Origin of the sequence: Sorangium sp. So ce1335, assembly GCF_051521615.1 — a bacterium.
GTDB lineage: Bacteria > Myxococcota_A > Polyangia > Polyangiales > Polyangiaceae > Sorangium.
This window is the reverse complement of record NZ_CP150363.1, coordinates 10,164,804-10,176,466: the sequence shown is the minus strand read 5'-3', so window position 1 is coordinate 10,176,466 and position 11,663 is coordinate 10,164,804. Positions and strand designations below refer to the sequence as shown.

Annotated in this window: 12 protein-coding genes; 6 read left to right on the top strand and 6 right to left on the bottom strand. The window is 73.3% G+C overall.

Translation table 11 applies throughout. The annotated features are described in order from the left end of the window. The first annotated feature begins 572 nt into the window (after positions 1 to 572). Both WMF24_RS38060 and WMF24_RS38055 read left to right on the top strand, forming a co-directional pair. Complete coding sequence (locus WMF24_RS38060) at positions 573 to 959, top strand: hypothetical protein (RefSeq protein WP_437732354.1); 387 nt, start codon at positions 573 to 575, stop codon at positions 957 to 959. Positions 960 to 1,140: 181 nt separating this feature from the next. Next, entirely contained in the window at positions 1,141 to 1,767 is a 627-nt protein-coding gene (locus WMF24_RS38055) for a hypothetical protein (RefSeq protein ID WP_437732353.1), read from the top strand. A gap of 37 nt (positions 1,768 to 1,804) precedes the next feature. On the opposite strand, the gene WMF24_RS38050 is transcribed toward WMF24_RS38055, so the two are convergent. Next, positions 1,805 to 3,031 (bottom strand): multidrug effflux MFS transporter, encoded by a 1,227-nt coding sequence (locus WMF24_RS38050; RefSeq protein WP_437732352.1) that lies wholly within the window; start codon positions 3,029 to 3,031, stop codon positions 1,805 to 1,807. Beyond that, positions 3,031 to 3,213: a hypothetical protein gene (locus tag WMF24_RS38045; protein ID WP_437732351.1), complete on the bottom strand. Its 183-nt coding sequence runs from the start codon at positions 3,211 to 3,213 to the stop codon at positions 3,031 to 3,033. Before WMF24_RS38045 ends, WMF24_RS38050 begins: the two co-directional genes overlap by 1 nt. Before the next feature lie 255 nt (positions 3,214 to 3,468). On the opposite strand from WMF24_RS38045, the gene WMF24_RS38040 reads away from it, so the two are divergent. After that, positions 3,469 to 4,650, top strand: coding sequence for an STAS domain-containing protein (locus WMF24_RS38040; protein ID WP_437732350.1), 1,182 nt, complete (start codon positions 3,469 to 3,471; stop codon positions 4,648 to 4,650). A gap of 76 nt (positions 4,651 to 4,726) precedes the next feature. Here WMF24_RS38040 and WMF24_RS38035 read toward each other — a convergent pair whose 3' ends face one another. Both WMF24_RS38035 and WMF24_RS38030 read right to left on the bottom strand, forming a co-directional pair. After that, positions 4,727 to 5,755: a hypothetical protein gene (locus WMF24_RS38035; protein ID WP_437732349.1), complete on the bottom strand. Its 1,029-nt coding sequence runs from the start codon at positions 5,753 to 5,755 to the stop codon at positions 4,727 to 4,729. Continuing rightward, positions 5,752 to 6,657 (bottom strand): SPFH domain-containing protein, encoded by a 906-nt coding sequence (locus WMF24_RS38030; protein WP_437732348.1) that lies wholly within the window; start codon positions 6,655 to 6,657, stop codon positions 5,752 to 5,754. Before WMF24_RS38030 ends, WMF24_RS38035 begins: the two co-directional genes overlap by 4 nt. A 153-nt stretch (positions 6,658 to 6,810) precedes the next feature. Between WMF24_RS38030 and WMF24_RS38025 the strand changes: the two genes are divergently transcribed. Next, on the top strand, positions 6,811 to 8,229 hold the full coding sequence (locus tag WMF24_RS38025) for a serine/threonine protein kinase (RefSeq protein WP_437732347.1): 1,419 nt from the start codon (positions 6,811 to 6,813) through the stop codon (positions 8,227 to 8,229). A gap of 103 nt (positions 8,230 to 8,332) precedes the next feature. Here WMF24_RS38025 and WMF24_RS38020 read toward each other — a convergent pair whose 3' ends face one another. After that, positions 8,333 to 9,055 carry a polyprenol monophosphomannose synthase gene (locus WMF24_RS38020; protein WP_437732346.1) on the bottom strand — a complete coding sequence of 241 codons (723 nt, stop codon included), beginning with the start codon at positions 9,053 to 9,055 and terminating at the stop codon, positions 8,333 to 8,335. Positions 9,056 to 9,143: 88 nt separating this feature from the next. Continuing rightward, positions 9,144 to 9,773, bottom strand: a complete 630-nt coding sequence (locus tag WMF24_RS38015; RefSeq protein WP_437732345.1) for a hypothetical protein — start codon at positions 9,771 to 9,773, stop codon at positions 9,144 to 9,146. 234 nt (positions 9,774 to 10,007) lie between these two features. Here WMF24_RS38015 and trxA point away from each other — a divergent pair, with 234 nt between their 5' ends. Further along, complete coding sequence (gene trxA / locus WMF24_RS38010; RefSeq protein WP_437732344.1) at positions 10,008 to 10,334, top strand: thioredoxin; 327 nt, start codon at positions 10,008 to 10,010, stop codon at positions 10,332 to 10,334. Between the two features lie 302 nt (positions 10,335 to 10,636). Beyond that, positions 10,637 to 11,662 (top strand): type I glyceraldehyde-3-phosphate dehydrogenase, encoded by a 1,026-nt coding sequence (gap, locus tag WMF24_RS38005; RefSeq protein ID WP_437732343.1) that lies wholly within the window; start codon positions 10,637 to 10,639, stop codon positions 11,660 to 11,662. Position 11,663: the final 1 nt, after the last annotated feature.

Here is an 11,663-nt window from a genome sequence, read left to right as displayed (position 1 = left end):
CCTGCGAGCGCAGGCTCGCTCGAAGCGAAGGCACACGCGGACGCGCTCGACGTGCCTCGAGGCGGTCCGCGCAGCAGGCGTGGGCCACCCGCGACGATGGTCCGCCTTCCCGGCCGGCTCCTCAACGCCCTCCGCTTCGCCTTCGCGCCATGTCCCTCGGGCGCCTGCCGGACGACGTCCTTCCCACCACCCCGGTCGTGACAATCGAGAAATTGTTTCGATGATCACAATTCAGAGGCACGCCTCCGGACACGACCGCACCTTTCGGGGCCCCACGTCCTTCGCCGTCGCGCTCGCGCCGACGTCCCTGCGTCCGCCTCGCCGGCGTCCTGCGCGAGCGCGCCGACCGCGGGTGAGCGCGTTGAGGCGGGATCATTTGCCACGGTTGGCCAAGTTGCCTCACGGTACGCGGCCGTCCGCGCGCGGGATCGCATTTCCTGTTCGCGCGCGATGCGGGGGAGATGGCTCCCGGGCGTCCGCGCCGCGATCCTCCCGATTGGTATGTGCTTCGCATGAGGCCGGGAGCTATCGCCATCTCAGAGGCCGATCACTTCAGGACGAGGTAGAGCGCTATGACCACCATCGGTAACGACCAGTACACTTCGGGCGAGTACAAGAACGGGATCTACGAGGGCGGGTCGCAGGAGTCCGGCTCTCAGGAGTCCGGCTCGCAGCAGGCGCAGGGCGGCGAGGGAGGGATGAGCCTCGACATGCTCCTGAAGTTCGCCAAGGACATCCAGGGCAAGGTCAAGGACGTCCCCTACATCGTCCCCATCGCGATCGGCGGAGCGGCGTTTGCGATCGGCGTGCTCGCGAGCTCGAAGATCCTCCGCCAGCTCACCCTCCTCGCCGGCGGCTACGTGGTCAAGTACGCGATCCAGAACGCGCCGAAGGACCAGATCGTCGACTTCGCGAAGAAGGTCGTGACCGATTCGTTCCGGGCGTCGTCGCGGGCCTGAGCCGCGACGAACGGCGCGCACGCAGGGTCGCTTGCCGGGGCCGAGCGGCTTCCGGCGGGGGCAGCCTGACCCGGCCATGCCCCGACCCGGCCACCGTCGCGCCGACGGCGCACGCGCCTCCGTCCTCCGGCATCCCAGAACGGGGGCGCGCGCGTCGCCAGCGCACGGGTCGGGAGGAGCCATGATCGTCGAGGAGAGCATCGAAGTCCGCTGGTTTTTGCCCGCTGACGACGCCAGGGCGCAGCGGCTCACGTCGTGGTTCTCGCGCGCGTCCTCGGAGCCGCGGCGGACCGATCGCTACCTGCGCCTCCAGCGCGCCGACCTCGGGGTCAAGGCGCGCGGCGGCAGCGGGGCGACGAGCCTCGAGACAAAGTTCCGGGTCTGCGCCTTCGGCCCCGTCCACTTCTCTCCCACGATCCTCGGCGAGCTGGAGCGGTGGACGAAGGTCTCTCACGGGTCCACGGACGCCGACGACGGCGGGCGCGGGTGGACGAGCCTCAGGAAAGAGCGCCGGGTGAGGGTGTTCGAGCTGGCCGGCGGCCGCGTCGCCGAGGTGACGGACGGGACGCGCCTCGGGGCCGGCTGCGCCGTGGAGCTGACCCGCGTCGACCTCGTGGAAGGCGGCGGCAACGCCACGCCGGCCGCGTGGACGCTGGGGCTCGAGGCGTTCGGCCCGCCCGAGACCCTCCTCGAGGCGCTCTATGGCGTGGGCCGCGCGGTGTTCGCGGAGCAGCCCGACCTCGGGCTGGAGGCCGCCGCCTCGAAGGGATATCCCGCCTGGCTCGCCGAGCGATCGGCGAGGGGCTGAGCGGCAGGCCTCCTCGCCGCCCGCCGCGCGGCGCGGCTCAGCCGGGCGCTCCGGCGGAGACCGGCGCGGCGGAGAGCCGCCGGGCCGCCGCGCCCGCGGCCCACGAGGCCGCCGCGCAGGCCGCCATGACGCCCGCCATCGGCCGCATGGAGCCGTCGTTCAGGACGCCGACCAGCGACGACGCGCCGGCGGCGGTCGCGAACTGGATCGCGCCGAGCGCCGCCGAGGCGAGCCCCGCCCGCGCGCCCTGGCCCTCCATCGCCAGCGCTGTCGCGTTGGAGCCGATGAAGCCGAGGCTCGCGATGAACGCGAACAGCGACGCGATCACGGCCGCGAGCCCTCCCCGGCCGCTGAGCGCGACAGCGAGGAGCACCGCGCCCACAGCGGTCGTCGCCACGGTCGCCCGCGCGAGGACCCACGCCGGCGATCGGCGCCCGAGCAGCCGATGGTTCACCTGGGCGCCGGCGATGAGGCCGAACGCGTTCGCGCCGAAGATCCAGCCGTAGTGCTGCGGCGAGACGTGGAACAGCTCGATGAGCACGAACGGCGAGCCCGAGATGTACGCGAACATGCCCGCCTGGCCGAAGGCGCCCGTGAACGTGTACGCGACGAAGGCGCGATCCCGCGCGATCTCGCGCAGGCTCGCGCCGATCACCCGGAGGTCGAGCCGCGGCGTCCGCAGGGTCGCCGTCTCGGGGAGCGCGACGGCCATGAGCGCCAGGCAGCCGAGGCCGAGCGCGGCGAGCAGCGCGAAGATGGCCCGCCAGCCCGCGACGAGGAGCATCCAGCCCCCGAGGGTCGGCGCCAGGATGGGCGCTGCCCCCATGACCAGCATGAGCAGCGAGAGGAGCCGCGCGGCCGCGGCCCCGCTGTAGAGGTCGCGGACCACGGCGCGCGTCACGACCTGCCCCGCGGCGCCGCCCGCGGCCTGGAGGAACCGGAGCGCGATGAGCGACTGCACGCTCGGCGCGAGCGCGCACCCGATCGACGCGACCACGTAGAGCGCGAGGCCGGCGTACAGCGGGCGCTTGCGGCCGAACCGGTCGGTCAGCGGGCCGTAGGCGAGCTGGCCCAGCCCGAGCCCCGCAAAGTACACAGCGAGCGTGAGCTGCACGGCGGAGGCGGTGGTGCCGAGCTCCCGCTGCAGCGTGGGCAGGCTCGGCAGGTACATGTCGATCGAGAGCGGACCGAGCGCCGTGAGCGCGCCGAGGATGAGGGCAAGGAAACCGGGGCTCCTGCGTGTGGCGGGCGGGCTCAGCGTCATTATCGGAAGAAGCCCGGCGCGACGGCGAGCCCTCCGGCGTCGAGCGTCCGTCTTCCCTTGCGGGCGCCTGGGCCCGCAACGGCCGCTACCTTGCCATTCTGGATCCCGGCGTCCGCCACGTCATGGGGTTGACCGCTGCCGTCGATGACCGTCCCCCGTGCAATGACGAGATCGAATTCCATCTGGCTCCTGCTGAAGAAAAGAACGAACCGATCCCCGATCGGCCCGGACGTCCGGTGAGGGCGCCGGGAGCGCAGGGAGCATCGCATGTCCTGCGCTGCTCGGCGGCGTACATCCCGCGCGCCGGGGCTGTGCTCGCTTTACCGGTTCCGCTCGTCTGCTCGGCACGATCGCGCGGCGCGAGGGACCTTCCCCCGCGCGCTTCACGCGGGATACCCTCCCGTCCCTTGTTGTTGCCTCCGGGAGATGCTCGCGTGATGGGTGATGCTTCGAACACGCTCTTTGCGGAGTTCTTCGCCTGCTGTCCAGAGATGCTCTTCGTCGCCTCGGCGGAGGGCGAGCTCGTCCATCAGAGCAACGCGCTGCGGGAGGCCCTCGAACTCACGGGCGAGGAGCGCAGCACGCTCACGGAGCTCGCGCACCCGGAGGATCGCGCCGCGCTCCTGAGGGCGTGGTCGGAGCTTCAGCAGACGGGCGGGCACGTCTGCTTCTTTGTTCGCCTTCGCGACGGGAGCGGGGGATACCTGCGCCTGAAGTGCAGCGTACAGCCCTCACCCGATCGCAGCGTGGTGTTCGGGTCGCTGCAGGTCGCCCCCGAGCTCGGGTCGGAGGGGCCGAGGGAGCTCCGGCTGAAGGCGCGTATCCTGGACGCCCTCGCCGAGCACCTCGACGATGTCGCGCTCTGGGCCCTCGATGGCGACGCGACGTGCGTTTATCACGCGGGCAAGGGGCTCGCACGGAGCGGGCTCAAGCCCGGGCAGCTCGTCGGCGCGAACTGGTTCGAGCTCTTCGCGGGCGACCCGGGCTCGGACGGCGCCGAGATTCGCGCATGGTTCGACGGCAAGGTGCGCCGCTTCCCCAACGACTCGCTCGGTGTCTGGTGGGACAACTGGCTCATCCCGATCCGCGGCGAGCAGGGCGAGCCCGCGGGCGGCGTGCTCGGCGTGTCGCTCGACATCTCGAAGTTCAAGGCCATCGAAGAGGAGCTGCGCGAGCAGGTCGAGCAGATCGCGGCGCAGCAGAGGGTGATCCGCGATCTCTCCACGCCGATCATCGAGGTCTGGGACGGCGTGCTCACGCTCCCCATGGTGGGCACGCTCGACAGCGTGCGCACCGCCGACGTCATGGATAGCCTCCTCTCGAAGATCGTCGAGAAGCAGGCGCGCTACGCCATCCTCGACCTCACCGGCGTCGAGGTCGTCGATACCCGGGTCGCGAGCCACCTGATCGAGCTCGTCACCGCGATCCGGCTGCTCGGCGCCGACGGCATCGTCGCCGGCATCAAGCCGAACGTCGCGCACACGATGGTCGCGCTCGGGCTCGACCTCTCGCAGCTCAACACGCAGCGCGACCTCCGCGCTGCGCTCAGCTACGCGATCCGCAACATGACCCGCGCGCAGGGGGCTCCTCGCGCCGGAAATCCTGCCCCCGCCGGGTGACGGCGAGCTGACCGCCGGCACTTGAAAATTGTTGCCATGGCGGTACCGGTGACGGTCGCGGCGCGTGGCGCGCCCTTCATGCGAGGTCGTCGCCGCCGCAGAGCAGCGCGGCGATCTCCCCGGCCCGCTCCGGCGTCGCGAGGTCCTGGGCAGCGACCGTGATCGCGCGGATCTCCTCGGCGCGCCAGCCGCTCCCGCCGCGCGCCCGCGCGGCGGGGGCGGCTGGCGCGGCCTCGATCCGGACGCGCAGGAGCTCCCCGGACGCGACGACGGCGAGCTCCACGCTCCCGCCATCCGGGCCTCCCTCCTCGCGGGAGACGGGCACGACGACGGCGCCGCGCGCCTCGAGCGCCCGCGCGAGCCGCGCCTCCGGCGACCCGGCCGCGCCGGGCGAGCCCCGGGCCGCGCCGCGCGGACGCTCGAGGCGCGGGCCTGCCGCCCCGCCGGGCGGGTAGAGGGCCGTCGCGAGCTCCACCGACGCGACCGCCTCGGCGGCGCGCGTGCCGGCGCTGCGCACGGCGCGCCGCAGCCGCTCCGCGCGCTCGCCGTCGCGGTCGAGCGCGGCGAGGTCGGCCGGGTCGAGCCGCACCACGCAGCGGACCAGCGCGACCCCGCCGCTGCTCGGCACCTGCGCGGCCTCGAGCCCACCGCGGCGGAGCATCGCCGCGCCCCGCGCGTCGCCCGCGGCCTCGAGCAGCGCCGCCGCGCCGCCGAGGACCGCGTCGGGGTGCGGCCGCTCCGCCGCCGCCGGGAGCGCGGCCTCCCGGTACACATGGTTCCACCCGCGCCCCGCGCCCGGCAGGCGCAGCAGCACCGTCAGGTCGGCGAGCTCCGTCTCCGGCGTGCGCACCGCGCTCGCGAACGCGTCCCGCACCGCCGCGAGGCGGGCCGCGTCCGCCGTGAGCGCCGCGAACGCCGGCGCGTCGACGGACAGCGTGAGGCGCGACGCGCTCACCTGGCGCGACCCCAGCGTCCACCGCTCCGGCGGCCCGGCCAGCGAGAGCTCGCCGCCGCCGACGAGCGCAGCCAGCCCGCGCTCGCCGCGCGCCTCGAGCAGCGCCGCGACGGCCGCCTTCAGGGCGGCCAGCGCGGGGACCGGGATCACGCCCCGCCCATGCGCCCGCGCCGCGCGGTCCGCTGCTCCTCGAGCGCGGCGTCCGCCTCGAGCGCCGCCTCGGCCTCGCGCTGCGCCTCGGCGTCGATCGCGTGGTGCCCCTCCTGGAGGCGCGCCGGCTTCGCCTCGGCGGTGGAGGCCGCCTCCGCCATCGCCACCGCCGTGTGCCGCACGTCGTCGTACGGCTTCGCGAGGTCGAAGATCACCTTCGTGTTGCCCTGGCTCAGGTTCGCCAGCGCCTCGAAGCGCCGGAGCTCCATCGCCCCGGGCGATCGCGCGAGGATGCTCGCCGCCTCGGCGAAGTTCTTCGCGCTCTCCACGTCGGCCTCGCTCTTGATGACGACGTAGCGCCGGTCGCGCTCGGCGATCGCCCCCTTCGCGAGCACCTCCTGCATCTGCGGCGGCAGCGCGATGTCCTGGAGCCCGATCATCTCCACGTGCAGGCCCCACGCCGCCGCCACCGCCTCGACCTGCGCGCCCACCTTGGCGGCGACCTCCTCGCGGTGCGACAGGAGCTCGTCGAGCCGCGTCTCGCCCACCACGTCGCGCAGCACGACCTTCGCGCGGTCCTTCATCGCCGTCTCGTAGTTCTCGACGGCCAGCGTGGCCTTCTCCGGATCGACGACGCGGTAGTAGACGACCGCGTCGACCATCGTCGTCACGTTGTCGCGCGTGATCACCATCTGCTGCAGGAGGTCGCGGTTCTTCATCCGCGTGTCGATGCGCCGGAGCTCCTGGATCCCCGGCAGGAACAGCGTCACCCCGGGCGACGCGCGGCCGGTCAGCTTGCCGAGCGTGAAGCGCAGCGCGGCCTCCCACTGGTTGATCTGACGCAGCCCCGACAGGAGATAGACGACCGCGAACACGGCGATCAGGACGAGCACGAGGGACATGGCCTGCGACTCTAGCAGAGGGCTCCGCGGCGTCCGCGGCATCGACGGCGACCGCGGCGCCCGCGAGGACGCGCGCCCGGACGAGCGCGCGCGGGCGTCGCCCCCGGGCTTCGCGCTGGTGTCGCTGGGCGGGCGGTGTACCCTCGCTCCGCGATGGGTGCCGAACAGGGCCAGTCGTTGCGCGATGGGCGCTACGTGATCACGCGCGCCCTGGGCGAAGGGGCTCAGGGGCACACCCTCGAGGCGGTCGACAAGCGGGTCGGCAAGCTCGTCGCGATCAAGCGGCTCCAGATCCGCGGCGCCTCGAGCTGGAAGGGCGTGGAGCTCGCCGAGCGCGAGGCGCGGGTGCTCGCCTCGCTCTCGCATCCCAGCCTGCCCGCCTACCTCGACCATTTCGAGGAGGACGGAGCGCTCTTCCTTGTGATGGAGAAGATCGACGGCGAGAGCCTGGGCGCGATGCGCCGCCGCCGCGCGGTGCTCGGCCGGGACGAGATCGTGCGTTTCCTGCGGGACGCCTCGGGCGTGCTCGACTACCTGCACGGCCGCGCGCCGCCGGTCATCCACCGCGACATCAAGCCGAACAACGTGATCCGCCGGCCCGACGGCTCGTTCGCGATCGTCGACTTCGGCGCCGTGCGCGATCGCCTGCGCCCCGAGGGCGGCAGCACCGTGGTCGGCACGTTCGGGTACATGGCGCCGGAGCAGTTCCAGGGGCGCGCGCTGCCCGCGTCGGACGTCTACGCCGTCGGCGCGACGGCGCTCTGCCTGCTGACCGGCGAGGAGCCCGAGAACCTGCCGCACCGGGGGCTCGCGATCGACGTGCCCGCGGCCCTCGGCGGCCGCGCCGACCCGCGGCTCGTCCGGGCCCTCTCCGCGATGCTGGAGCCCGATCCGGAGCGCCGCGCCGCGCGCATCGCGCCGCTGCTCGCGGGGCTCGACGCGGGCGGGGCGCCGGCCGAGCGGCCGCGCGCCGGCAGCGCCGCCGGGCCCTCCGCGGAGCGCGACGCGCGCGCGGCGTACCGCGACGCGCGCAAGGCCGAGCGCGAGGCGCGCAGGGCGTACCGCGACGCGCGCAAGGCCGAGCGGCGCGCGCGCAAGGAGGAGAAGCGCGCGCGCCGGCGCGAGGGGCCCTCGGCGCCCTGGCGCGGCCTCGACGGCCTGCCGCTCGTGGCCGCGCTCTTCGGGCTCACGGTCGCGCGCATCGCGGTCGGCCTCGCGCTCGGGGTGATCGTCCCGACGGTGCTGACGCTGCTGTCGCTCGTGTTCGGCCGGGTGCTGCGCGAGGAGGCCGCGCCGAGCGTGCGCAAGGCCGGCCGCGTGGCCGAGCTCGCGCTGCTCCGCGCCATGCGCGCCGTCCGTGGACGCCCCGCGGGCCCCGCGCCGGACGGCGCCGCCCAGCAGGGGCAGGGCGCGGGCGACGGCCCCGCGCGCGTGCGCGTCGACGAGCCGGAGGCCCCCGGGCGATCGCGCTTCCACGACGACCTCGACGCGGAGCTCGAGGCGCTCGACGACCTGGAGGCCGACGAGCGGGCGCGCGACGCGTCGCGGCCGCCCCGCGCGGCGAAGCGCTGAGCGCCGCGCGCGCCGGCGCCCGCGGCGAGCCGCGCGCCCGCGACTGCGCCCGCGCGCGCCGCCGGCCGCGCGCCCGGCCCAGCGCCGTCGCGGAGCGCGGCGCTCAGATCCGCCCGAGCGCGGCGTCGAGCCGAAGGCGGAAGACCTCGACGATCGCCTCGGCGAAGATCCGCCGGCTCATCTTCGAGTGGCCGGCGCGCCGGTCGACGAACACGATCGGCACCTCGACGACGCGGAGCCCCTTGCGGAGCGCGCGGTAGGTCGTCTCGATCTGGAAGGCGTAGCCGTTCGAGCGCACGCTGCCGAGGTCGAGCGCGAGGAGCGCGCGCCGCGTGAACGCCTTGTAGCCGGTCGTGAGGTCGCGGACGCCGACGCCCAGGATCGTCCGCGCGTAGAGCGAGCCGCCCTTCGAGAGCACGTGCCGCCCGAGGCCCCAGCCCTCCACGCCGCCCCCCGGCATGTTGCGCGAGCCGAGGACCACGTCGGCGCCCCGCGAGATCGCGTCGAGGAAGGCGGGCAGGTGGCCGGGGTCGTGCGAGAGGTCGGCGTCCATCTCGAACGCCACGTCGTAGCCGCCGTCCAGCGCGCGCTGGAAGCCCTCCAGGTAGGCCGTGCCGAGCCCGAGCTTGGCCGGGCGGTGGAGCACGCGGACGCGCCCGTCGCGCGCGGCGAGCTCGTCGCCGAGCGCGCCCGTCCCGTCCGGCGACGCGTCGTCCACGACGAGCACGTGCGCCTCCGGGACCGCCGCGAGGACGGAGCTCACGAACTCGGCGAGGTTGTCTCGCTCGTTGTACGTCGGCGTGATGATGAGGGTTCGGGGGGCCATCCTGGCTCGGTGCGGCGCGGGCGGACGCCGGCGCGCGTGATCTGCGCTTCGTTGCGCCTCGTGCGGCGCCGCGGGCGTCGGTCTGCGCTCAGGCCTCCGCGTCGTCTGCCGGCATCGGCACCGGATCCATCGAGAGCATCGCCGGCACGTAGACAGAGACGGCGACGGCCTCGGCGGGCGCGCGCTCCTGGCCGTCCGCGGCGCGGTGCGCCCGGTGGAGGATGTACGGCCGCACGAGGCGCTGCTTCCTGGCCGGGAGGAGCTTCCCGAGCAAGTGGCCGTACAGGCTCGCCAGGTCCTCGAGGCCGCGCGGCGCGATCGCGGCGAGGTACATCCCGCCCTCGATGCGCGCGACCGTCACGTCGCCCTCCGGCCTGGCCGCGCCCCGGATCGGGAGCACGGCCTCGTAGTCCCACCGGTGCGGCGGATCCTCGCTGGGATCGCCCTTCAGGCCGAACAGCAGATCCTCGACGATCGCCAGCCGCTGCCGCTCGGCCACCTCGGCCAGCCGCGCGTGGGCGGCGCGCAGCGCGGCGAGCGTGAGCGCGCGCTCGAGCCGCACGACGAGCGCCCTGCCCGTCTGCCGCCACGTCTCCTCGACGTCGTGGCCGTCGGTCATCGTCGTGGGCATCGTCGTGGGCGTCGCCGCGGTCGCCGCGCCAGCGCCGCGGGCCCGCGAGCGCCGGGGGGGCTTCGGGGTGATCTCGTCCGACGACATCCGGGGCGGCCGATCTACCAGAGCGATCGCGCGGGCGGAAGGCTCCGCGCGGCGCACATCCGGCCGCTTGCCGGGGGCATGCGCGCCAGTTACTTTCCTTGCCCGACAGGGCGTTCGCTCTGCATCGGGCCGACTAGCTGGAGCAGCGTCGGTCAACTGTGGGGGCGGGTCACGCGCCCGGCGCGCGAGCGCGCGGCCCTGAGCCTGAACAGCGCGGTACTGACGGAGACAACCATGGCGAGCCAGAACGTCCACACCTTCACCCTGGAGAACTTCGAGTCCGAGGTCCTCCAATCTCCCATCCCCGTGCTCGTCGATTTCACGGCCACCTGGTGCGCGCCCTGCAAGGCGCTCGCGCCGCTCGTCGACAAGCTCGCGGACGAGTTCCAGGGCAAGGTGAAGGTCGGCAAGCTCGACATCGACGCGGCGCCGGATCTCGCCAAGCAGTACGGGGTGCGCTCCATCCCGACCTGCATCCTGTTCAAGGGCGGCATCAACGCGAAGCAGCAGGTCGGGATGGCGACGTACGACAAGCTGACCCAGCTCGTCGCCGCCCAGTAACAGTACGCCCAGCACGACGCCCAGCACGACGCCCAGCACGACCCGCCAGCGAGCGTCGTGATCATCCGCCGGCGTGGCCTTGCTCGCCCGCCCGCCTCACCCTACGGAACGCTTCGCTCGACGGACGCATCACCGCCCATCGAGCGCCTCACCCGACCCGCCGAATCTCGATGCACCGGCGCGCACCACGCGCCGGCGAGAGGCCCCTCTCGTCGCCTGCGGCGCGCGCGCTGAGGCTTTGCTTGACCGTCGCGCGCGAGGTGACTACGTATCGCGCCCGGCCACTTTCCCAGGAGTTCGTGATGGCGACGAAGATCGCAATTAACGGTTTTGGACGCATCGGACGCTGCATTGTCCGCGCGCTCGTCGAGCGCGGCGTGAAGGATCTAGAGCTGGTCGCCATCAACGACCTGACGGATCCGAAGACCCTCGCCCACCTCTTCCAGTACGACTCGATCCACCGCGAGTTCAAGGCGGCGAAGGTCGGTGCCGGCGACAAGCACATCAGCATCGGCGACAAGAAGATCGAGGTCCTCGCGCTGAAGGACCCGGCCGAGCTCCCGTGGAAGAGCCTCGGGGTCGACGTCGTCCTCGAGTGCACGGGCCTCTTCACGGACAAGGCGAAGGCCGCCGGTCACCTGAACGCGGGCGCCAAGCGCGTGATCATCAGCGCGCCGGCCAAGGGCCACGACCTCACGGTCGTCATGGGCGTCAACGACGAGCTCTACGACGCGCAGAAGCACACGGTGATCTCGTGCGGCTCCTGCACGACGAACTGCCTCGCCCCCGTCGCCAAGGTCATGCTCGACAACTTCGGCATCGTCCGCGGCCTGATGACGACGGTCCACTCGTACACGAACGACCAGCACCTGCTCGACATCCCGCACAGGAAGGGCGACCTGCGCCGCGCCCGCGCCGCCGCGGTCAACATGATCCCCTCGAGCACCGGCGCCGCGAAGGCGCTCTCCGAGGTCATCCCGGCCCTCAAGGGCAAGTTCGACGGGCTCGCGATCCGCGTCCCCACGGTCGACGTCTCGCTCGTGGACCTCACCCTCGAGACCGAGAAGCCGATCACCAAGGAGAGCATCCACGCGGCGATGAAGCAGGCCGCCGAGCAGGGTCCGATGAAGGACATCCTGAACTACACCGATCGGGAGCTCGTCTCCGGCGACTTCATCGGCTCGCCCGCGTCCAGCACGTTCGACGCGACCATGACGTCGATCCTCGGCGATCGCTTCGCGAAGATCTTCTCGTGGTACGACAACGAGTGGGGCTTCTCGAACCGCATGATCGACCTCGCTCAGCTCGTGGCGAAGAAGGGCGTGTAGC